Consider the following 22,848-nt stretch of genomic DNA (forward strand, 5'->3'; position numbering starts at 1 on the left):
CATCAAAATCTTTATCACTAACTTTGCAAAATAATTTAAAAAGATGTTTGACAACACAGAAGATAGTAAAACAAAATTATCAGAGTTAGGTGAATTCGGATTGATAGATCATTTAACACAGCACTTTAAAATTAAACACCCAGACTCTACTCTTAAAGGAATTGGCGATGATGCTGCTGTGATAGATCATCAGCACAAAACATTGGTAACAACAGATTTTTTAGTTGAAGGTGTGCATTTTGATTTGTCATACATGCCGCTGAAGCATTTGGGTTATAAAGCTGTCATGGTCAATTTATCAGATGTTTACGCAATGAATGCCGAAGCAAAACAAATAACAGTTTCTATTGCTTGCTCAAATCGTTTTACTGTTGAAGCGCTTGAAGAAATATATGCAGGAATTACAAAAGCTGCAGATTTATACAATATAGACGTGATTGGAGGCGATACAACTTCATCAGTCAAAGGTTTACAAATCAGCATCACTGCTTTAGGTGAAGCAAAAGAAGAGGATATCGCTTACCGAAATGGCGCTAAACCAAACGATCTACTAGTTGTGACTGGTGATATTGGTGCTGCTTATTTGGGCTTGCAAATTCTAAAAAGAGAAAAAGAAGTCTTTAAGGTTAATCCAAATTCACAACCTGATTTAACTGAATATACTTACCTTATCGAAAGACAGTTAAAACCAGAAGCAAGAAAAGACATTCCTGAACTCTTGAGAAAACTTGAAGTGAAACCAACTTCAATGATTGACATCAGTGATGGGCTTTCTTCAGAAATAATGCACATCTGCAAAAGCTCTAAAGTTGGCGCTAACTTATATGAAGATAAAATTCCTCTTGACCCTAAAGTTATCTCGACTTGTGAAGAGTTTAAATTAGATAGCACAACTGTCGCTTTAAATGGAGGTGAAGACTATGAATTACTTTTCACAATTAGCCAAAATGATTATGAGAAAATCAAAGCAAATCCGCACTTAACTGTGATTGGTCACATGGTTGAAGAAAAAGAAGGAATTCATTTAATCTCAAGAATGAACACGAAAATCCCAATGCAAGCAAGAGGTTGGAACACAGTTGATGAAGATGAATAATATTGTTAATGAGTTTGTCTTTGATAAGGTTAAATGTATCTTTGTGCATTAATTAGAATTAATCTAAAAAAGGATGATCAAAGTAAGTGAAACAGCAAAGCAAAAGTTGAGAGCCTTAATGGCTGAAGATGGCTTTAAGATTGATAACGACTTTGTACGCGTTGGCGTAAAAAGTGGCGGATGTTCGGGATTGTCTTATGATTTGAATTTTGATAAAAATCATGAAGAAAAAGATAAAGTGTTTGAGGATAATGGCGTTAAAATCGTTGTTAATAAAAGTAGCTTTTTATACCTCGTTGGCACAACACTAGAATATTCAGGAGGTCTTAACGGCAAAGGTTTTGTTTTTAATAATCCGAACGCACAACGCACATGTGGTTGTGGCGAAAGTTTTTCATTATAAAAAAGAATGCTATGTCTTATACAGAACATGAATTAGAAAAAGAACTCAAAGATAAAGAGTACGAGTACGGTTTTTACACCGATATTGAATCTGATACTTTTCCACCCGGCCTTAATGAAGATGTGGTGATAGGAATTTCTAAAAAGAAAGGTGAGCCAGGTTGGATGACGAAATGGCGATTAGAGGCTTTCAGACATTGGAAAACAATGGAAGAGCCTGATTGGGCAAACGTCGGTTACGAAAAACCAGATTACCAGGCTATTTCATATTATTCGGCACCTAATAACAAACCGAAATATGATAGTTTAGATGAGGTTGATCCTGAATTACTTGACACATTTAAGAAATTAGGTATTTCATTAGAAGAGCAAAAGAAATTAGCTGGTGTTGCTGTTGATGTTGTGATGGACTCAGTTTCTGTTGCGACAACATTTAAAAAGAATCTTCGTGAAAAAGGAATTATTTTCTGTTCAATTTCTGAAGCTATTTCAGAACATCCAGAACTTGTTAAGAAATATATAGGTTCGGTTGTTCCAACAACAGATAACTTTTTTGCAGCATTGAACTCAGCCGTTTTTAGTGATGGCTCATTCTGCTACATTCCAAAAGGTGTCAGATGCCCAATGGAGCTTTCAACATATTTTAGAATTAACCAAGCTGGAACAGGTCAGTTCGAAAGAACTTTAGTGATTGCTGAAGATTCAAGTTATGTCAGTTACCTTGAAGGTTGTACAGCGCCAATGCGTGATGAGAATCAATTGCACGCAGCAGTTGTAGAGCTTGTTGCACTTGATAATGCTGAAATTAAGTATAGTACAGTTCAGAACTGGTTCCCTGGTGATAAAGAAGGTAAAGGAGGTGTTTTTAACTTTGTAACAAAGCGAGGATTGTGTGAGAAAAATGCAAAAATTAGCTGGACACAAGTCGAAACTGGCTCTGCGGTTACATGGAAATACCCAAGCTGTATTTTAAAAGGTGATAATTCAGTAGGTGAGTTTTACTCAGTTGCTGTGACAAATAATTACCAACAAGCAGATACGGGAACGAAAATGATACATATTGGTAAAAATACCAAGAGTACAATTATCTCAAAAGGAATTTCTGCTGGTAATTCTCAAAACTCTTACAGAGGTTTAGTTCAGATGAATAAACGCGCAGAAAATGCACGTAACTTCTCAGAGTGTGACTCATTATTGATGGGGAATAAATGTGGAGCGCATACTTTCCCTTACATCGAGATGAAAAACAAAACTGGTGAAGTTGAGCACGAAGCCACGACAAGTAAAATTGGTGAAGATCAAATTTTCTACTGTAACCAAAGAGGAATCGATACTGAAAGTGCAATTGCACTGATCGTGAATGGATTCAGTAAAGAAGTACTAAACAAACTTCCTATGGAGTTTGCTGCTGAAGCTCAAAAACTATTACAAATCTCATTAGAAGGTTCAGTTGGATAATTAATTAGTTATGATGAAAGGACTCAAAGTTATTATTGTTTTCGTTTTAATATCACTTGTTGCTTGTCAGAAAAGCGAAAAATCTGATGTTTCAAAAACTGAAAAAACAGTGAAAGAATTTGAAAGCACGCGCACATATGAAGCAGGAAAATTGATTAAAGGTGAATTTATTTACCTAGATAATTTAGCTGTTTTAAAAGGAGACGACTTTATTTATGGTATAAAAATGAACGATAAAGCAAATGAGCTTGTCAAAAAAACTAATAAAGTTAAAAAAGATAGTTTTGATATGATTCCTGTGATTTTAACAGGTGAAATTACTAAGTCAGAACAAAAAAATACGTGGGAAGAATGGCTAATTATCGAAGATATTGTTGAAGTCAAAGCACCACAAAAACAAAAAGTTAAATTAGAAACAAAGTAAATCATGCTTAAAATAAAAAACCTACATGCTAACGTTGAAGGTCAAGAAATATTAAACGGAATTGACCTTGAAATAAATGCTGGTGAAGTTCATGCGATTATGGGACCAAATGGTTCTGGTAAAAGTACATTAGCTTCTGTTATCGCTGGAAATGAAGATTTTGAAGTAACTGAAGGTGATATTATTTTTGAAAAATCAAATATTTCAGAGCTTTCTCCAGATGAAAGAGCACATAAAGGAATTTTTCTTTCATTCCAATATCCTGTTGAAATTCCAGGCGTATCGGTGACTAACTTTGTGAGAACGTCAATTAATCAAGTTCGAAAAGCACAAGGTTTAGAAGCAATGCCAGCAAAAGATATGCTGAAAAAAATTAAAGAAAAATCTGAATTACTTCAAATCGATAGAAAATTCTTATCACGTTCATTAAACGAAGGTTTCTCAGGTGGTGAAAAAAAGCGTAACGAAATTTTCCAGATGGCAATGTTAGAACCAAAACTAGCTATTCTTGATGAAACAGATTCAGGTCTTGATATCGATGCTTTAAGAATTGTCTCTGACGGCGTCAATAATTTAAGAACAGATAAGAATGCAACATTAGTGATTACACACTACCAGCGTTTATTAGATTATATCGTTCCTGACTTTGTACACGTTTTACTTGATGGTAAGATTGTTAAATCTGGTGATAAAGAGCTTGCTAAGGTTCTTGAAGAACGCGGCTATGATTGGATTAAGGAAGAACAAACTGCACGTCTTTAATCACTCAAAAAGTAATAAAAATGACACTAAAAGATAAATTAATTTCATCTTATCTACTTTTTGAAGAGAATGTTGATATGGAAAGTGATATCCATAAACATAGAGATGAAGCTATCAAGTTTTTTGAGGAAACAGGTTTTCCTACAAAAAGACAAGAAGATTGGAAATACACTTCTTTAAAACCTATTTTAAAACAAGACTATAACTTTTTCCCGAAAAAAGAAGATGCGCTTGATTATAAGGATGTTAAGAAGTATTTTATCCACGATATTGATACGTATACAATTGTTTTTGTCGATGGTATTTTTTCATCAAAATTATCAAATACAACGCACGAGTTGATTGATGCTTGCTTGATGTCTTCTGCCTTAAACAAAGACAAATACAAGCCAGTTATTGATAAATATTTCAATAAAGCTGTCCCAGAAGACAGCATGGTTTCCTTAAATACAGCTTTTACAAGAGAAGGTGCTTACATCCGCATCCCAAAAAATGTAGCTGCTGAGAAGCCGATTCAAATCCTGAATTTTTCAACAGGAAATGAAGAAGCTTTGATGGTACAACCAAGAAACTTAATCGTTCTTGAAGAAGGATCTCAGGTCGAAATCATTGAGAGGCATCAAAGTTTAACTGAAAATCCAGTTTTGACAAATGTTGTTTCAGAAGTATTTGTTGAGAAAAATGCTAAACTTGACTACTACAAAATTCAAAACGATCACACTTCAGCTTCTTTAATTGATAATACTTTTGTGAAGCAAGATAGAGACAGTGTTGCTTCAGTGCATACATTCTCTTTTGGAGGTAAATTAACAAGAAACAATCTTAATTTTTACCAAGAAGGAGAAAATATCAACTCTATTTTAAAAGGTGTGACGATTATTGAAGGTAAGCAGCATGTTGACCATAACACATTGGTTCACCATCAACAGCCTAATTGTCAGAGTTATCAAGATTATAAAAGCATTTTTTCAGAGAAATCTGTTGGTGTTTTTAACGGAAAAGTACTCGTTGATAAAATTGCTCAAAAAACAGACGGTTTTCAGAGTAACAACAATATTTTGATTGACGATACAGCAACTTGTAACTCAAAACCACAGTTGGAGATTTTTGCTGACGATGTGAAATGTAGTCACGGATGTACAATTGGTCAATTAGATAAAGAAGCACTTTATTATTTACAAACTAGAGGAATCCCTTACAAAGAGGCACGTGCATTACTGATGTTTGCTTTTGCAAATAATGTTTTAAGCAGTGTGAAAATTCCTGAAATTAAGAAAAGAATTACCAAACAAATCGCTTTAAAAATAGGTGTTGAATTAGGTTTCGACTCGTAAATTTAAGGTAATTACCATTGTTTGGGAGTTCATTAAATTTTTAAAACAATGCAAGAAACTTCTAAACATACATTAGATATTAATGCAATTCGAGCGGACTTTCCTATTCTTCAACGTAAGATAAACGGGAAACCGCTCGTTTATTTTGATAATGCAGCAACTTCTCAAACGCCACAACAGGTGATTAACGCGATTGTTCATTATTATTCAGATTACAATGCCAACATTCATCGTGGTGTGCATTCGTTATCTCAAATTGCAACAGACGCTTATGAGCAGGCGCGAGAAAAAATAAGAGCACATTTCAATGCAGAGCATGTGCATGAAATCATTTTTACAGCTGGTACAACTCATGCTATAAATTTGGTTGCTCATGGTTATTCTCAGCTTTTAAATGAGCAAGATGAGGTGATTGTTTCGGCGATGGAGCATCACTCTAATATTGTGCCTTGGCAGATGATGTGCGAAAAAACAGGAGCCAAGCTTAAAGTTATCCCGATGACAGAAAACGGTGAACTTGAGCTTGATACTTTTGACCAGTTACTCAATGACAATACGAAACTTGTCTTTGTTAATCATGTTTCAAACGCTTTAGGGACAATTAATCCTATTGAAGAAATCATTGAGAAAACACATGCTGTTGGTGCTAAAGTTTTGATAGATGGTGCACAAGCTGCTCCACATATTAAAGCAGATGTTCAGGCTTTAGATATTGACTACTATACAGTTTCAGCACATAAAATGTGTGGTCCAACTGGTGTGGGTGTTTTATATGGAAAAGAAGAACTTCTTGAAGCACTTCCGCCATATCAAGGTGGAGGAGAGATGATTGCTGAAGTTGATTTTGAGAAAACAACTTATGCAGGTTTACCACATAAATTTGAGGCAGGAACGCCAAACATTTCTGGCGGAATTGCCTTTGGTGTCGCTCTTGATTATATGAATAATATTGGCTTTGATGCGATTGCAGATTATGAAATGGAGCTATTGGTTTATGCGACAAATCAATTGAATGAAATTGGTGATGTCAGAATTTACGGAACCGCTGTTGAACAAAAGACAGCTGTGATTTCATTTAATATTGAAGGCATTCATTCTTATGACATCGGAACACTTCTAGATAAAATGGGCGTCGCTGTAAGAACAGGTCATCATTGTGCTCAGCCAATTATGAAGTTTTATAAAATCCCTGGAACAGTACGTGCTTCTTTTTCTTTTTATAACACTAAAGAAGAAATTGATACCTTTATTGAGGCTGTCAAAAAAGCAAAATCAATGCTGTTATGAGATTAGTAAAAGCCGGATTTTCACTTTGTTTGTTAAGTTTAGTTGTTTCATGTCAAGTAGGACAGTCGGCTACTAATTCTGAGAAGTTAAAGTCTGATGACTTCCACATCGTACAACTCGGTCAGAAAGATGTTTCAAAAGGAAGTTTAGATCTGAGTATTTCTAGCAAGGATGCTAAAATCTATGGCTTTGGAGGTTGTAATAATTACCGATTTAATTACGCAATTACCGATGGTCGTATCAATTTAGGTCACGGCGTTTCAACGAAGAAATATTGCGCTGAACAAATGGAAAACGAAAACCTTCTTTTTCAATTAGCGTCAAGAATCTCGACTTTTGAACAAACAGAAAAAGAGATTATTTTTGAAAACGATAAAGGCGAAACTTTAATTAAAGCTCAAAAACAATAATATAGTGAGTGATATCAAAGAAATACAAGAAGAAATTGTTGACGAATTTAGCATGTTTGATGATTGGATGCAACGCTACGAGTACATGATTGAACTCGGGAAATCGCTTCCAATGATTGATGAAGCTTACAAAACTAAAGATAATATAATAAAAGGTTGCCAAAGTCAAGTTTGGGTCAAAGCTGATTTTGAAGAGGGTAAAGTTATTTTTACTGCTGATAGTGACGCGATTATTACAAAGGGAATTATTGCGATTTTGATTCGTGTTTTCTCTAACCAAACTCCGGAGGCAATTATGAATGCTGATACTGATTTTTTAGATGAAATCGGTTTAAAAGATCACCTTTCGCCAACGCGTGCAAATGGACTGGTCAGTATGATTAAACAATTAAAAATGTATGCTATCGCATACAGTAACCATTAAATGAAAAATTATGTCAGATAAAGTTGATACTCAAGAACTAGGCGACGAAATTGTTCGCGTTTTAAAAACAATTTATGACCCAGAAATCCCAGTTGATATTTATGAGCTAGGATTAATTTATGACGTTTTTGTCAATGAAGACAGAGATGTGAAAATCTTAATGACTTTGACTTCGCCTAACTGTCCAGTGGCAGAGTCAATGCCTCAAGAAGTTGGTGAAAAAGTAAAATCACTTGATTCAGTGAATGACACACGTGTTGAATTGACGTTTGACCCTCCTTGGTCACAAGATTTAATGAGTGAAGAAGCAAAACTTGAATTAGGAATGCTCTAAGCTTTATATAAAAACTATTTATGTCAGAAATTGTAAACCGTGTTGCACAAAGTCAATTAATCACATTTAATCTTGAAGATTATTATGTGCCAGGAACGCGTTCCCAAATAGACTTAAAGCAATGGCTGTATGAAGGATTCGTATTGCGCGAGAAAGAATTCCGTCAGGCTTTAAGAGAGTTTGATTGGGAGCAGTATAAAGGCGCTTATGTCGCTTTACATTGTTCATCAGATGCTATTGTGCCAACTTGGGCTTATATGCTTGTTGCTACACATCTTAAGGCTTATGCCAAAAAAATTGTTTACGGTGATTTAGAAGTTTTAGAAAGCATTCTATATGCTGAAAAACTTCGAGACATTGATTTATCAGAATATCAAGATAAACCAATTATTGTGAAAGGTTGCAGTGATAAGCCAGTACCACAAAATGCCTATCTATTAATTATTTCAAAACTACAGGAATACGCAAAAAGCATCATGTATGGTGAAGCTTGTTCTGCCGTTCCGCTTTATAAAAAGAAAAAATAAATCCTAAATATTAGTATAACTATGAAAAAAATAAGTTTTCTTTTAAGTTTATTTCTGAGCCTTGGTCTATATGCGCAAGACTCAAACCCAACTCCAAAAGATTCAATCTGGAAAACAGGAGGAACCTTTTCACTACTTATTAATCAATCTGCTTTTAATGCGGAATGGCAAGGTGGTGGAACCTCAAATTACTCAGGTAATATTGTGATTAATTATGATATTAATTACGAGAAAGATCAGTATAGTTGGGATACAAAGATCCTTGCAGATTATGGAATTACGAAAACAAAAGAGCAAGACAATTACAGAAAAACGAGTGACCGTTTTGAAATTAACTCTATTTTAGGACGTCAATTTCAAGATACAAACTGGTTTGCTTCAGCTTTACTCAACTTCAAAACACAGTTTGATAAAGGTTATGAATTTGATGAAGATCCAAATACCGGTGAAGAAATCAGAGAGAAAGAAACGCAATTCATGTCACCTGCTTATACGCAAATAGCTTTAGGTGCTTTATGGAAAAAAAGCAATAACCTTAAAGTTAATATCTCACCATTATCAGGGCGTATGATTTCTGCCGATAAAGAGTTTACAACAACGCCTGGTTATGAAGATGGCGATTTTTTTGGTTTGGATGAAGGTGAAACAACTCGCTTTGAGTTTGGAGCTTCGGTTAATGCTTATGCTAAGTTTGATATCATGGACAATATAAGCATGGAGAATATTTTAGCATTGTATTCAAACTATTTAGAAGATCCACAAAATGTTGATCTTGATTATACCATGAATTTAGTTTTAAAAGTCAATAAATATATTTCAACAAACCTGACTTTTCAAGCGATTTATGATGATAACGCTGCTAAAGGTTTTCAGGTGAGAGAAGTTTTAGGTGTTGGCGTCAATTTTGAACTTTAAGCAATTAATATTATTTCATAAAAAAGGCAGATTCGCTGTAAAGTGAAACTGCCTTTTTTTGTTAGTAAAGAATTTAGTAATTAGTTTTTATTTAAAACCTTCTTAGCTTCTTCTAGACTTTCATTGATGTTTTTCTGCATCTTAATCGCTTTTTCTCTAAACTTGATAGCTAAATTTGTTTTAAGTTCAATTGTATCAGCATTGTCAGTTTGCAAGCCTTCTCTGATTTCTTTTGTGCTAAAACCTTGACTAAAATCTTTCATCCAGGTCATCATTTCGCCATGAGCGTTTTTTAATTTTTCCTTAGATGCATTAACCGTTGTACTATCTATTCCTGTAAGCGTATCAAGGTTTCTGATTTTTTTGTTGATATCACTCATTTTGGGCATTACATCATCATGAATTTCAATGGCTTTATCAATTTCCTTTTTAAAATCAGATTCAATTTTTGTTTTCTGCTCCTCGTTACAAGCTATAGCGATTATCGCTAAACCGACAAGAAACAAAGTTTTAAGAGTTTTCATTATTTAAGATTTATATATATTCAAATTGTTTACCAGGCAAAGGTCTAATTAATCCTTTAAGTTCCAAATTTAATAAAATACTTGCTGTTTTTGAAGTTGAATACTGGCAGTTAATGGCTATTTCATCAAGTTCAGCCTTTCTTTTTTTCTCAAGAATTTTAAGGCAAGTTTCTTCATCATCTGTTAATTCAACGAAGAGTTGTGTTTGTTTATTCTTTTTCTCTTTTGCAATATCCCAGTTGAGATGATAAATAATGTCAGCAGGATCGGTGAGTAAATGAGCCATTTGTCTTTTAATCAAAGAATTACAGCCTTTGCTGTATTGATCTGTAGGCCTACCAGGAACGGCAAATACATCTCGATTGTATGAGTTTGCAATATGCGCCGTAACTAAAGAACCTCCTTTTTCTGCGCTTTCAATAACAATTGTTGCCTGGCTTATCCCTGCGATGATTCGATTTCGAGATAAAAAGTTGTTACGATTAAATTCTTGATAACTACAAAAATCTGTCATGAAGCCACCGTTATTTTCAACATCTTTCTTGTATTTCTTATGAACTTTTGGGTAGATTTGATCGAGTCCGTGAGCCAAGCATGCAATGTTTTGTAAATTGTTTTTTATCGCAGCTTTATGAGCTGTAATGTCTGCACCATAAGCGAAGCCAGAAACAATAACTGGATTGAGTGGAGCGATGTTTTCAATCAATTTTTCACAAAACTCGATACCACTTGTTGTTATCTTTCTGGTTCCAACAATACTGATAATTTTTTTATTTTGTAAATCAATGTTACCTCTTGAAAACAATACAATTGGCGAATCAATACATTGTTTTAAATAATACGGATAGTTCTTATCTTTAAAGTAAGTGTAATCAATCTTTTCGTTTTCAATAAACCTGACTTCCTCTTCAGCTTTGGTCAAGTAGGCAGAATCTTTAAAAGCTTTCAACTTAACTTCACCTATACCAGTTAAGCTTTTTAAATCGTTTTTTGATTCATTAAAAATGGCTTTTGCAGAACCAAAATGCTGTATGAGCTTTTTAGCTGTTGTGTCTCCAACAGAAGGAATGAGTTTGAGTGCAATCGCATGTTGGAGTTCGTCTAGTGTCATTTTTAAAAAAGAGGAAATTCCTCTTGGGTTTATGAATTAATCTGTTTTTTCTTCGTTAATCTCCACGTCAATTTCTTCTTCATCTTTAGTCACTTCTTTAGATTCTTCTTGCTTAAACTCTTTACCAAGATAAACGAGAACTGATCCTTCATCTATCTCGACATCCATACTGTTCGAGTTAATAATGTTAAGCTTACCGTCTTCATTTTTAATAAATAAAGGAATAATATCAGACTCAACTTTACTTATTTCAACCAAGCCTCTGTAGTGCTCTTCAGAATTTAAATCAATTTCATTAATCTTAGGGAATCTTCTTGACAAGTTCACAAGTTTGATGTAATCATCAGTGTGAGAGAATAAGCCTTCCTCTGGATTTTGTTCAGGATCCTCCATTTCTTCAGAAGAAATAACACGGTAAGTTCCGTGTTCGCCAAAAGTTTTCGCAAAATTTTCAATTGCTTTTTTATTAACAGAAGTATTTCCTGTTAATGCCATCATATAACCCACGTCACTAAGCTCGATATTATCGATTAAATCATCAGAGTAAATATTAGCATGAATTGCATCAATTCCTTTTTGTTTAGCTTTCTCAATATTGCTCTTGTTGTTGTCAACAATAACAACGTGACGTTTATTATCTTTTAAATATTGAGCAATTAATCTTGAAAAAGATGATGAGCCAACGATCAAAATACCTTGTGCATCTGTTAAAAAGACACCAAATAATTTAGCAATAGGTCTTGCTGTCGTTGCGTTTAAAAGTACTGTTCCTAAGACGATTGTAAAGACTAAAGGCGTGATTAATTCAGCATTTGGAATATTTTGATTCATCAGTTTTAAACCAAATAAAGACGCGATACCAGCAGCAACAATACCACGAGGGCCCACCCAACTAATAAAGAGTTTTTCATTAAACTCTAAGGTTGAGTTGATGCTACTGAGGAAGACACCAAGCGGCCTTACAATAAATACAATCACCACAAATAGTATCAATGTTTCCCAGTTATAAACCAGCAATAAATCTTCGTAATTGATGTTTGCCGCAAGCAAAATAAACAAGATTGAAATCAATAAAACACTCAAGGATTCTTTAAAATAAAGTAATTCTTTAAGATTAGGAAGATTTGTGTGTCCCATAATGATTCCCATCACAACAACGGCTAAAAGTCCGCTTTCATGAGCAAATTGATCGGCAAGTACAAAAACACCTAGAACTGTAGCAAGCGTGAAAACGTTTAGTAAATAATGAGGAATCACCTTCTTTTTAACTGCAAAACTCAAAGCATGGGCAAAAGTAAATCCAAATGTAAATCCGAATAAAACAATTTTTCCAAATTCGATTAAAGCAGTTGTAGTGTAAGCTTCACCTTTACCAGCTAGAATAAATTCAAAAACTAAAACAGCAACCAAAGCGCCAATTGGGTCAATAAGAATTCCTTCCCATTTGAGAATAGATGAAACATCTTTCTTGAGCGGAATATTTCTAAGAATTGGTGAGATAACGGTAGGACCAGTCACGATAATTAATGCTGAAAAAAGCAAAGATATCTGCCAGCTTAGTCCTAAAATAAAATGTGCGGCAATACCAGCTCCTGCAAAGGTTATTGCAACAGCAACTGTGATTAATTTGACAATAACAGGGCCGACATTTAAAATTTCGCTTCGCCTTAATGTCAGACCTCCTTCAAAAAGAATAATAGCAATAGCTAATGAAACAAAGTAATATAAACTTTCACCAGGGAACAAACCAGATTCACCATTCCAAATAGGCTCGATGAGTTTCGTATTGTCAGGAGTAAAAAGTGTTGCCACAGGACCAACTAATAGTCCGATGAGGATTAAAGGTAAAATTGCAGGAATTTTTAAACGCCACGCAAACCACTGAGCAAGAATTCCTAAAATAATAATACCAGCTAACTCAACCATAAATAATTTTTGTTGTTAAAAATAGCATAATTCAAAAAATATGAAAGCCTAAATTAAGACAGATTTAGTATTTTGGCAATAAAAGCTTCATAATATGACAATATACCCGATTGAGACAGGGAATTTTAAGTTAGATGGAGGTGCAATGTTCGGTGTTGTTCCAAAATCACTTTGGCAAAGAACAAATCCTGCTGACTCAAATAATATGATTGATATTGCTGCAACTAGCCTTCTTATTGAAGATGGAGATCGATTGATTCTAATCGACACTGGTTTAGGCAATAAGCAGAGCGAAAAGTTTTTTAGTTATTATTACCGTTGGGGCGATCACAGTCTTGAAAATTCATTGAAAGCTAAAGGTTTTCATCCAGATGATATCACAGATGTTTTTTTGACACACTTACATTTTGACCATTGCGGTGGAAGTGTTCAGTGGAATAAAGACAAAACAGGTTACGAACTTGCATTTAAAAATGCTAAATTCTGGACAAATCGTGAACACTGGGATTGGGCTATTAATCCTAACGATAGAGAAAAGGCTTCTTTTCTGAAGGAAAACCTTTTACCAATCCAAGAATCTGGTCAACTTAATTTCCTCGAGCGTACCTCTCAGCGTCATTTTTATCAAGAACTGGGATTTGAGGTTATTTTTGTTGATGGTCATACCGATAAACAAATGATCCCTATCATAAGTTATAAAGGTAAAAAATTAGTTTTTGCAGCTGATCTGCTACCAACTGCAGGTCATGTGCCTTTGCCTTTTGTGATGGGTTATGATACCCGACCGCTTTTAACCTTAAAAGAAAAGAAAGCTTTTTTGGATGAAGCTGTAAATCAAAACTATTACTTATTTTTGGAGCATGATGCACATAATGAAATAATCACCTTAAAAGATACCGAAAAAGGTGCAAGACATCATGAAACATTTACATTTAACGAACTGTTTAATTAAACACATATTTATCTAATGAAATTTAATTCTTTAAAAAAAGTCACAGGCCTTGTTTTTGCCTCAGGACTTATGATTAGCTGTGCAAGTGGTCCTAAAATTGATGCTACACCGCTAACAAACGATTTTAGCGATGTCAAGAAATCTTCACTCTCTGAAGATGCTAGAAAATCTTGGGCCCACATGGACTTGGTCAAAGACACTGTCCCTGGGATGAGTACACAGCGTGCTTATGATGAACTGATCAAAGATTACGAAGGAAAAGAAGTTATTGTTGCTATTGTTGATAGCGGAATTGATATTGAGCACGAAGATTTAAAAGATGTTGTTTGGGTTAATCCTAAAGAAGTTGCTAATAATAATGTTGACGATGACAACAACGGATATGTTGACGATGTTCATGGCTGGAATTTTTTAGGAGACATCGTTGAAGAGAATCTTGAAATGACACGTATTGTCAGAGATTATCAAGATCAATTTGAAGGTAAAACTTTATCTGATGTTTCTGCTGAAGATAAAGAAAAGTTCGTTATGTACAAGGCTGCAAAAGCTGAACTTGATAAAGAAATTCAAGAAACACAGGCAAACCTTGGTTACTATAATAACTTAATTGAACAGTTAACAACTGCTCAAAAGAATTTGACAGACTCGCTTAAAGGTGAAGATTTAACTTTAGAAAATCTTAAAAACATGCAGTCTGATGATGAGAAAATCAATCAACAGAAAATGTTTTTGATGAACATCATGTCAAATGTTGGTGAAGATTTAGAAAAAGCTAAAAAGCAACTACAAGGCGGTATTGATTATTATGGAAACAGAGTTGATTCTCACTTTAACCTTGATTTAAATGCGCGTGCAGAAAAGTTAGGTGATGATGAAAATGACTTCACTGCTTCTATTTATGGAAACAACCAAGTTGCTGGTCCAGATCCTAAAAAAGAAGATGCTAAGCACGGAACTCACGTTGCTGGTATTGTTGCTGCAAAGAGAAATAACGACATCGGAATGGATGGTGTTGCTGAGAATGTGAGGATTATGGCTGTTAGAGCCGTTCCAGACGGTGATGAGTATGACAAAGATATCGCTATGGGTATTCGTTATGCAGTTGATAATGGTGCAAAAGTTATCAATACATCATTTGGTAAATACCACTCACCCCATCCTGATAAAGTTAACGAAGCTATCGCTTATGCTGCAAAGCATGACGTTTTAATTATTAATGCTGCTGGAAATGAAGGGATTGATCTTGATGAAAAACGTGTTTACCCTAACGATCAATGGCCAGAAAACGAAAATGAAATCGTTTCTAACTTTATCAACGTTGGTTCAATTACACCAAGCTATGGTGAAAATTTAGTCTCAGGTTTTTCAAATTACGGTCTTAAAAGTGTTGATGTATTTTCTCCAGGTTCAGCAATTTACGCGACAACGCCTTTAGACAAATACGAATTTTTACAAGGAACATCAATGGCATCTCCTAATGTTGCAGGTGTTGCTGCTGTTCTTCGTTCGCTTTTCCCAAAATTATCAGCGGAGCAAATTAAAGATGCTATCGTTAATAGTGGGTTAACAACTGATATGGAAGTTATTGTTGGTGGTAATGCTGAAGATATGCGACCATTTAATAAACTTTCTAAATCAGGAAAGATGGTGAACTTATACAACGCGATTATTTACGCATCAAAACTTTAATTTATGCTACGTTATTTTTTTAGTTTAAATCTTTTCATTTTTTCGCTTGTTGCTTTTGCGCAAAACGATACTTCATATTGGCAACAACACGTTGAATACACGATGAATATCGATTTTGATGTTAAAAAATATCAATACGATGGAGAGCAAGAGTTAGTTTATACAAACAATTCTCCAGATACACTTTATAAAGCTTATTATCATTTGTACTTCAATGCTTTTCAGCCAGGAAGTGAAATGGATGTCAGATCAAGAACGATTAAAGATCCAGACAGTAGAGTTGGAGATAGAATTTCTAAACTTTCAGAAGATGAAATCGGTTTTATAAAGGTTAAAAGTTTAATGCAAGACGGTGAGAATGCTTCTTATCAAGTCAAAGGAACTGTGCTTGAAGTCCGTTTGGCAAATCCGATTTTGCCAGGCAATAGTACAACTTTTGATATGAAATTTGAAGGTCAAGTCCCTGTGCAAATCAGAAGATCTGGTCGTAATTCAGCAGAAGGAGTGGCTTTGTCGATGACGCAATGGTATCCGAAATTAGCTGAATATGATTTTGAAGGTTGGCATGCTGATCCTTATATCGGTCGTGAATTTCACGGTGTTTGGGGAAATTTTGATGTCAAAATTAAAATTGACAAAAATTACATCTTAGGAGGATCAGGTTATTTGCAAAATCCTAATGAGATTGGTTATGGTTACGAGGATGAAGGTGTAAAAGTGAAAAGAAAAGGTAGAAAACTCACATGGCATTTTATCGCACCAGATGTTCATGATTTTACTTGGGCAGCAGATCCAGAGTATATCCATGATAAACGTACAGCTTATGATGGAACAACACTTCACTTTTTATATAAAGACAATCCAGATATTAAAGAAAATTGGGTCAATTTACAGGATAAAACTGAAGGACTTCTAAAGTATTTCAACAAGCATATTGGTCAATATCCGTACAAACAATATTCAGTTATTCAAGGAGGTGACGGAGGTATGGAGTATGCGATGAGTACTTTGATTACAGGTGAAAGAAGCTTTGGCAGTTTAGTTGGTGTCACAGCTCATGAATTAGCTCACGCTTGGTTTCAGCATTTGCTGGCAACGAACGAATCAAAACACGAGTGGATGGATGAAGGTTTTACTTCATATATATCAACTTTAGCTGAAAATGCTGTTTTTGAGAAAGATCCAGATTTTCCTCATCAAAGATCTTATAACTCTTACATTGGCTTAGCTAATTCAGGGTTTGAGCATCCGCAGACAACACATGCTGATCGTTATAAGTACAACGCGGCTTATGGAGCTTCTGCGTATTCAAAAGGAGCTGTTTTCTTATCTCAATTAGGCTACTTAATCGGTGAAGATAATTTGCAAAAAACAATTCATCGTTATTACGATGAGTGGAAATTTAAGCACCCAACTCCTAATGATTTTATCAGAATAGCTGAAAAAGTAAGTGATGCTGAACTGTCATGGTACCTTAATGATTGGACACGTACAACGAATCAGATTGATTATGCAATCACATCTGTACAAAACGATGTCACCCAAAATACAATCATCGTTAACCTAGAGCGTAAAGGCTTAATGCCGATGCCACTTGAAGTTGAGGTGACTTACGAAGACGGATCTACTCAAATGATTTATATTCCTTTGAGAATGATGCGCTGGACAAAACCAAACCCAGGTGTTGTAGAAGAGGATTGGCCTTGGGCATTTCCTACCTACAAACTTGAGCTACCTGTGACTAATTTTGCAATCACTAAAATTGAAATTGATCCAAGCCAATTTATGGCTGATGTTGATCGGACAAATAATGTGAAAGTATTGAAGTAATATTCCTTTGATTTAAAAATCTAAAGCCGTCAAATATAAAAGTTTGACGGCTTTTTTAATTTGCATTATTTCCTAAACACTCATGATTTCGTGAGTTTCTAAAAGCTTTTCTTGCCTCAGTCTTAAGATGATTTGGACAATGGCCAGAACATCTTTTTCGCAATAAGTGACAATTCTGTTGATGTCTTTTTCTTTGTAATAAACATCTTTCACTTGGCTACCATCGATATCATCTTTTGGCGAAGGGACTTTTAAAATAGCAGTCAAAAGTTTAAGCGATGTGTAATGCTTATAATCGCCAAATTTCCAGAGTTCTAAAGTATCTAGATAAGGAATTTCCCAAGGTTTCTTTCCAAATAAATTAAGCTTTTTAGGAAGTTTGATTCCATTAATCAGCATACGTCTTGCGATGTAGGGAAAATCAAATTCCTTTCCATTATGTGCGCAAAGCAAATGTTGATTTTGATTAAAATGTGTATTTAAAAGTGATTTAAATTCTAACAGAAGTTCTTTTTCTTCACCTGAAAAACTTTTCATTCTAAACTGTCTTTCACTTTCTTTGGTTACGAGAAAGCCAACCGAAATACAAACGATTTTCCCAAACTCAGCCCAGATACCGGCATTTTCATAAAAGTTTTCAGCGGTTTCTTCTTTTCTTTTATAAGCTGTTTTTGTGTCAAAAAGCTCTTGCGTTGTCGGATCAAGTTCTTGAAAATCCTCATATTCAGGAACTGTTTCAATATCTAAAAAAAGAATATTGTCAAGGTGAAGTTTATCTAACATAATTATTGGTTTTTCAGCATTTGGTAGGCTTCATCGATATAGATATAAAAATCTTTAGGAAATTCATTCACTTTTTCTTCGTCTCTTTTATGTCCTAGTCTTACAACCACTAAATCATCTTCAGGAATGCTGATGACGTATTGACCTAAAATACCACGCATACTAAAAATGTGTTTGTTTTTATAATCGCTGATCCAAAACCCATAGCCGTAAGGACTGTCTTTGAAGCGTGCTTTTGTAGCTTTTTCAACAAATTTAGGTTTGATAATTTGTTCTCCGTTCCATTGTCCGTTTTGTGAAAAAAGTTGTCCGATTTTCGCGAAATCTCGTGCGTTAGAAGCGATGCAACAATATGTTTTCTCCATGCCATTATCAATTCCATCAAGTTGCCAATAAGCTGTATCTTTCATGCCTAAAGGTTTCCAAATACTTTGGCTGAGGTATTCTGAAAGGTTTTTACCAACTGCTTTTGTGATAATCATCCCGAGAAGTTGCGTGTTTCCGCTGAGGTACTTAAAACTTTCACCAGGTTTTTCATCAATAGCTAAACTTTCAATGAGCTCAGAAATATTATCATCATAATAAGCTTTCGCTGTCATTGAGAATGGACTGTAATAATGTTCTTCCCAATTTAAACCAGATGCCATCGAGGCTAAATCGCCAACTGTGGTTTGATCGGCAAACTCACCTTTAAAGTCTGGATAGAAATCAGTGATGGGTTGATCTAAGCTTTTAATAAACCCATCTTGAATGGCTTTAAAAAGTAAAACACTCGTAATGCTCTTTGCCATTGAAAAGGAATTTGTTTTAGAGTCTTTTGAATAATCTTCAGCATAATCTTCGTAAACAATTTTACCGTTTTTAATAATCAGGTATGCGATTGTTCCGTATTCGTCATAAGTGTCTTTTAAACGGCCTGTCGGTTTGATGTTTGATTCTTTTTCTTTCCAAGGCTGAACGGTTTTGTTTTCAATCGTCCGGTTATCGAAATAAGGATAATCATCTATAAAAGCAGTTTTGTGACCAGTGAAGTAAACAACACGAATACCCTTTAAAATATAGGTTGCATCGAATATGTAGAGAAGGACAAAGATTAAAAGTAGTAGACCAATAACCCATTTCAGGACTTGACGAATGACTTTCATGAAGGAGAATATTAATTATTTGTCTCTAAGATAATTGAATTTTTTAACTTTGATTTATAAGCAACTCAAATGGATAAGAAAGAAACAATAAAAAGTCGTGTCAAAACATTAAAATCTTTGTTTTACTTCACAGGTTTAGTGTGGATTGGATTTCTGATTTACACAATTTATGTGTTTATGAACAAAGCTTTTGAGTCATCTTTACTGATTGCACTTTTACTCATTGTCTCTGCAATGATGATTTTGCAATATCTGAAAAAGAATGAAGTCAAAAAGCTGAAGCAACTTGAAGAGGAAGAGTAAGCTTTTTTATGGCATAAAAAAGCTGCTTGAGTTTATTCAAACAGCTTATAGATTATTTTAATCTGTCACATTAACTTACCAGATTCTCACGCGCTCTTCTGGAGCGATGTAAAGGCTGTCAGTTTCTTTAATATCAAACGCTTCATAGAAAGCATCAACATTCTGTAAAGGAACATAAGCTCTGTATTTTCCAGGTGAATGCGGATCAGTTTTGACTTGTGTTTTTAAAGCTTCATCTCTTGTTTTAGTTCTCCAAACAGTTGCCCAAGAAACAAAGAATCTCTGTTCTGGCGTTAAGCCTTCAATTTTTCCAGGATTTCCATTTTCTTTTAAGTGCATTTGTAAACCATCATAAGCGCCTAAAACTCCACCTAAATCACCGATGTTTTCACCTAATGTGAAATCTCCATCAACATAAACACTATCAAGAACTTCAATAGAACTATAAAGATCAGCAAGTGCTTTTCCTCTTTCCGTGAATTGTTTTAAATCTTCTTCAGACCACCAGTTTTTTAAGTTTCCTTCAGCGTCAAAACGCGCACCACTATCATCAAAAGCATGAGAGATTTCATGACCAATCACAGCACCAATTCCACCGTAATTCACAGCTGCATCAGCTTTATAATCATAGAAAGGTGGTTGTAAAATTGCTGCTGGAAATACAATTTCGTTAAACATTGGGTTAAAGTAAGCATTCACTATTTGCGGTGCCATTCCCCATTCTGTTTTGTCAACAGGCTCACCAATTTTAGAAAGATTATCTTGGTAATTCCACTCACCAACAGCAACCATATTTTCGTAGTAAGATTTGTCTTTATTAACTTTTAAATCAGAGTAATCTTTAAACTCGTCTGGGTAACCAATTTTAACAGTAAATTTCTCTAGTTTCTTAATTGCTTCAGCTTTTGAGTCTTCTGACATCCACTCAAGATTATCAATTCTTTTTTCAAAAGCCAAGATGACATTTTGTATCATCGCTTCAGCTTTTTGCTTAGCTTCCGGTGGAAATTTCGCATCAACATAAAGCTGTCCAACAGCTTCACCAATTGTATTGTTCACAACAGAAAGCGCTCTTTCGTCAAGTGGACGTTGCGCTTGAGCACCGCTAAGTGTTTTGCTGTAAAAATTCCAGCTTGTTTTTTCGATATCTTCTGATAAATAACCTGAAGCATCATTTAAAGTTGACCAACGTAATAAAACTTTCCAATCATCTACGTTTCCTCTTTTAAGCATTTTATCAAGCGTTGTCATGTACTTAGTTTCCATGACTAAAACAGTATCAGGTAATTTCTCGACGCCTAAATCTGTCATGTATTTTTTCCAGTCAACGCTGCTTGCTGCTTTGTCAAGGTTGTCAACATGAAATCTATTGTTGTAATTTCTAAAATCACGACGTTCAACTTTCGTTAAACGATCTTTAGCCAATTCAGTTTCTAAAGCTAAAATACGATTAGCTTGATCACGCGCATCTTCCTCAGAATCGCCTAAGTATTGAAGCATTTCAGTCACGAAATCAACATATTGCTTTCTGATTTTTTTGGAATCTTCATCATCTTTTAAATAATAATCACGCTCAGGTAAACCTAAACTTCCAGTCCCGATGTAAGCAATATTAATGTTACTATCATTCGGGTCTGAATAAGCTGATAAACTAAAGAATGGAGATGAAATTTCAGAACTGTTTTTAGCCAATAATTCTTGTAAATCTTTAGCGTTTTTAATCGCTTCAATTTTATTTATGCTTGCTTCAATTGGCTTTAAACCCTCTTCATTACGGCGTTCAGTATCCATAATTGAGTTAAACACATTGAGTGCTTTTGCTTGATCAGTTCCAGCTTCATATTGACCAGAAGATTCAGCTTTTTTAAGGATTTCTAAAACATCATTGTCTGTCTTTTGACGTAAAATCTGGAAGCCTCCCCAGCTCGTTCTGTCGTCTGGAATTTCAGCTGTTGCGTTCCATTGACCGTTTACATAGGTGTAAAAATCATCTTGTGGTCGCACATCCTGATCCATGTACTTGACATCAATCCCTGGAGCAGATTCTGCAATTTCATTTTTTTGTTCGCCATCTTGACAACTTGCAAGAACTGCAAGCGAGGCCAAAGACAAAGTTAATTGTTTGATTTTCATTTTGTTATTGTTTTAATAATATGTCTAATTATTTCTGTAAAGTTACACTTATTTGTTTTCCTTTTCAGTGAAGTCTTTATCATGGCTTTGTTTAAGCTTTAAAACATCTTTGACGTTTTCATTAGGGACGAGAATGGATAAAACGTAATGCGCTATTTTCCATTGGTTATTTTCTTTAACAAGTGTTCCGCTTCCTCTGCATAAACCCATGTGTTCAGAATCTAAAACTTCATCAAACCAAGCTGTATTTCCATTTTTATTAAAATAAATATTTCTTTGTTGAGGTATAAAAGTCCAAGCTTTTCCTCTTTTAAAATGTGGAAGTGCGTATTTTTTAAATTTTTTGAGTTGCCAGTTTTCAGTTGCATCTGTTCCAATAAAAATGGCTTCATTTGTCATTAAACCAAAGAAGATATCTTCATCGGCATTTGCTGCTGCGTTGTGCCATTGATCTAAAGTTTTGTTGATTTCAGTTTTGTCTTGAGCAAAAAGTGAAATTTGAAAACAGAAGATAAATATGAGGAACTTAATTTTCATTTTGAAATTCAAAATTTGGGGTTTCTATATAAATCTCGTTGATCTGAATATTTAAACTGCTGTAGCCTTGGACCAATTTATAAATAGATTCGTTGATTTTTGAAGAGTCTTGACTTCTAAAATACAAGAGCTGCTTCAATCTTCTGGTTTGCGTTTCGATCAGTTTAAGACGAGACTGAACGGTTTTTTTCTGAAGAGGATCAGGAATACTTTTTTGTAATGAATCAGAAATACGAATAATGTTATCTGTGTTATTTAAAACTTCAGAAATACTAAAATTTTTCATTCTATTTATTTCAGATTGTAAGGCAACATAGGCATTCCAATCCATAGCAACTTCGCTAGCTGGTTTGCTTAATTGTTGAATAAAAATGGTGTCAACTTGAACTTTATTTTCGTAGAAATCAATTTTTTCTTGGGTATCATTTTTAGAATTTTTATCATTTTGACATGATAGAAAAGCTAGACAAAATAAAATTCCACATACTTTTTTCATAAGAATAATCCATTTTGATTTTGCAAAAAGGGGACTTTACAATTAT

General features: G+C 34.5%; 24 protein-coding genes. 16 read left to right on the forward strand and 8 right to left on the reverse strand.

The window, feature by feature from the left end; translation table 11 throughout:
• The first annotated feature begins 43 nt into the window (after positions 1–43).
• From thiL to CAP47_RS08290, 12 genes are all read left to right on the forward strand, one after another.
• Positions 44–1,096, forward strand: coding sequence for a thiamine-phosphate kinase (gene thiL / locus CAP47_RS08235; RefSeq protein WP_100776193.1), 1,053 nt, complete (start codon positions 44–46; stop codon positions 1,094–1,096).
• Positions 1,097–1,169: 73 nt separating this feature from the next.
• Entirely contained in the window at positions 1,170–1,499 is a 330-nt protein-coding gene (locus CAP47_RS08240) for a HesB/IscA family protein (protein ID WP_100776194.1), read from the forward strand.
• 11 nt (positions 1,500–1,510) lie between these two features.
• A complete protein-coding gene (sufB, locus tag CAP47_RS08245) occupies positions 1,511–2,956 on the forward strand; it encodes a Fe-S cluster assembly protein SufB (protein WP_100776195.1) in 1,446 nt (481 codons plus the stop codon).
• Between the two features lie 10 nt (positions 2,957–2,966).
• Positions 2,967–3,380 (forward strand): hypothetical protein, encoded by a 414-nt coding sequence (locus tag CAP47_RS08250; RefSeq protein ID WP_153043510.1) that lies wholly within the window; start codon positions 2,967–2,969, stop codon positions 3,378–3,380.
• Between the two features lie 3 nt (positions 3,381–3,383).
• Positions 3,384–4,142: a Fe-S cluster assembly ATPase SufC gene (gene sufC, locus CAP47_RS08255; RefSeq protein ID WP_093238617.1), complete on the forward strand. Its 759-nt coding sequence runs from the start codon at positions 3,384–3,386 to the stop codon at positions 4,140–4,142.
• Positions 4,143–4,162: 20 nt separating this feature from the next.
• The gene (sufD, locus tag CAP47_RS08260) at positions 4,163–5,476 is read left to right on the forward strand and encodes a Fe-S cluster assembly protein SufD (protein ID WP_100776197.1); all 1,314 of its coding nucleotides are present in this window, start codon (positions 4,163–4,165) and stop codon (positions 5,474–5,476) included.
• Positions 5,477–5,524: 48 nt separating this feature from the next.
• Positions 5,525–6,763 carry an aminotransferase class V-fold PLP-dependent enzyme gene (locus tag CAP47_RS08265; RefSeq protein WP_100776198.1) on the forward strand — a complete coding sequence of 413 codons (1,239 nt, stop codon included), beginning with the start codon at positions 5,525–5,527 and terminating at the stop codon, positions 6,761–6,763.
• Positions 6,760–7,173, forward strand: a complete 414-nt coding sequence (locus CAP47_RS08270) for an META domain-containing protein (protein ID WP_100776199.1) — start codon at positions 6,760–6,762, stop codon at positions 7,171–7,173. The genes CAP47_RS08265 and CAP47_RS08270 overlap by 4 nt, the downstream gene beginning before the upstream one ends.
• A gap of 52 nt (positions 7,174–7,225) precedes the next feature.
• Entirely contained in the window at positions 7,226–7,597 is a 372-nt protein-coding gene (locus tag CAP47_RS08275; RefSeq protein WP_100776534.1) for a SufE family protein, read from the forward strand.
• Between the two features lie 10 nt (positions 7,598–7,607).
• Positions 7,608–7,931: an SUF system Fe-S cluster assembly protein gene (locus CAP47_RS08280; protein ID WP_093238605.1), complete on the forward strand. Its 324-nt coding sequence runs from the start codon at positions 7,608–7,610 to the stop codon at positions 7,929–7,931.
• Positions 7,932–7,951: 20 nt separating this feature from the next.
• Positions 7,952–8,458 carry a DUF2480 family protein gene (locus tag CAP47_RS08285; protein ID WP_100776200.1) on the forward strand — a complete coding sequence of 169 codons (507 nt, stop codon included), beginning with the start codon at positions 7,952–7,954 and terminating at the stop codon, positions 8,456–8,458.
• A gap of 21 nt (positions 8,459–8,479) precedes the next feature.
• Positions 8,480–9,373 carry a DUF3078 domain-containing protein gene (locus CAP47_RS08290; protein WP_100776201.1) on the forward strand — a complete coding sequence of 298 codons (894 nt, stop codon included), beginning with the start codon at positions 8,480–8,482 and terminating at the stop codon, positions 9,371–9,373.
• 80 nt (positions 9,374–9,453) lie between these two features.
• On the opposite strand, the gene CAP47_RS08295 is transcribed toward CAP47_RS08290, so the two are convergent.
• Genes CAP47_RS08295 through CAP47_RS08305 form a run of 3 tightly spaced genes read right to left on the reverse strand, consistent with a single transcriptional unit; the run spans position 9,454 to position 12,934 of the window.
• Positions 9,454–9,897 carry a hypothetical protein gene (locus tag CAP47_RS08295; RefSeq protein WP_093238599.1) on the reverse strand — a complete coding sequence of 148 codons (444 nt, stop codon included), beginning with the start codon at positions 9,895–9,897 and terminating at the stop codon, positions 9,454–9,456.
• Positions 9,898–9,907: 10 nt separating this feature from the next.
• On the reverse strand, positions 9,908–11,008 hold the full coding sequence (gene dprA / locus CAP47_RS08300) for a DNA-processing protein DprA (protein ID WP_100776202.1): 1,101 nt from the start codon (positions 11,006–11,008) through the stop codon (positions 9,908–9,910).
• Between the two features lie 36 nt (positions 11,009–11,044).
• Positions 11,045–12,934: a cation:proton antiporter gene (locus tag CAP47_RS08305; protein WP_100776203.1), complete on the reverse strand. Its 1,890-nt coding sequence runs from the start codon at positions 12,932–12,934 to the stop codon at positions 11,045–11,047.
• Positions 12,935–13,028: 94 nt separating this feature from the next.
• On the opposite strand from CAP47_RS08305, the gene CAP47_RS08310 reads away from it, so the two are divergent.
• The 3 genes from CAP47_RS08310 to CAP47_RS08320 are packed head-to-tail and all read left to right on the forward strand — an operon-like array spanning position 13,029 to position 17,405.
• Positions 13,029–13,886 (forward strand): MBL fold metallo-hydrolase, encoded by an 858-nt coding sequence (locus tag CAP47_RS08310; RefSeq protein WP_100776204.1) that lies wholly within the window; start codon positions 13,029–13,031, stop codon positions 13,884–13,886.
• A 15-nt stretch (positions 13,887–13,901) separates the two neighbouring features.
• Positions 13,902–15,575: a S8 family serine peptidase gene (locus CAP47_RS08315; RefSeq protein ID WP_100776205.1), complete on the forward strand. Its 1,674-nt coding sequence runs from the start codon at positions 13,902–13,904 to the stop codon at positions 15,573–15,575.
• 3 nt (positions 15,576–15,578) lie between these two features.
• A complete protein-coding gene (locus CAP47_RS08320) occupies positions 15,579–17,405 on the forward strand; it encodes a M1 family metallopeptidase (protein ID WP_100776206.1) in 1,827 nt (608 codons plus the stop codon).
• A 72-nt stretch (positions 17,406–17,477) separates the two neighbouring features.
• Here CAP47_RS08320 and CAP47_RS08325 read toward each other — a convergent pair whose 3' ends face one another.
• Together CAP47_RS08325 and CAP47_RS08330 are read right to left on the reverse strand one after the other, a co-directional pair.
• Positions 17,478–18,188 (reverse strand): 3'-5' exonuclease, encoded by a 711-nt coding sequence (locus CAP47_RS08325; RefSeq protein WP_100776207.1) that lies wholly within the window; start codon positions 18,186–18,188, stop codon positions 17,478–17,480.
• A gap of 2 nt (positions 18,189–18,190) precedes the next feature.
• Complete coding sequence (locus tag CAP47_RS08330) at positions 18,191–19,333, reverse strand: serine hydrolase domain-containing protein (protein ID WP_100776208.1); 1,143 nt, start codon at positions 19,331–19,333, stop codon at positions 18,191–18,193.
• A 69-nt stretch (positions 19,334–19,402) separates the two neighbouring features.
• Here CAP47_RS08330 and CAP47_RS08335 point away from each other — a divergent pair, with 69 nt between their 5' ends.
• Positions 19,403–19,636, forward strand: coding sequence for a hypothetical protein (locus CAP47_RS08335; protein ID WP_100776209.1), 234 nt, complete (start codon positions 19,403–19,405; stop codon positions 19,634–19,636).
• Between the two features lie 75 nt (positions 19,637–19,711).
• Here the strand turns inward: CAP47_RS08335 and CAP47_RS08340 are convergent, their stop codons facing one another.
• Genes CAP47_RS08340 through CAP47_RS08350 form a run of 3 tightly spaced genes read right to left on the reverse strand, consistent with a single transcriptional unit; the run spans position 19,712 to position 22,802 of the window.
• Positions 19,712–21,769 (reverse strand): M13 family metallopeptidase, encoded by a 2,058-nt coding sequence (locus CAP47_RS08340; RefSeq protein WP_100776210.1) that lies wholly within the window; start codon positions 21,767–21,769, stop codon positions 19,712–19,714.
• Positions 21,770–21,817: 48 nt separating this feature from the next.
• Positions 21,818–22,306 carry a nuclear transport factor 2 family protein gene (locus CAP47_RS08345; protein ID WP_100776211.1) on the reverse strand — a complete coding sequence of 163 codons (489 nt, stop codon included), beginning with the start codon at positions 22,304–22,306 and terminating at the stop codon, positions 21,818–21,820.
• On the reverse strand, positions 22,296–22,802 hold the full coding sequence (locus CAP47_RS08350; protein ID WP_100776212.1) for a hypothetical protein: 507 nt from the start codon (positions 22,800–22,802) through the stop codon (positions 22,296–22,298). Before CAP47_RS08350 ends, CAP47_RS08345 begins: the two co-directional genes overlap by 11 nt.
• Between the last annotated feature and the right edge of the window lie 46 nt (positions 22,803–22,848).

The organism is Psychroflexus sp. S27 (assembly GCF_002810405.1).
GTDB classification, from domain to species: Bacteria; Bacteroidota; Bacteroidia; order Flavobacteriales; family Flavobacteriaceae; genus Psychroflexus; species Psychroflexus halocasei_A.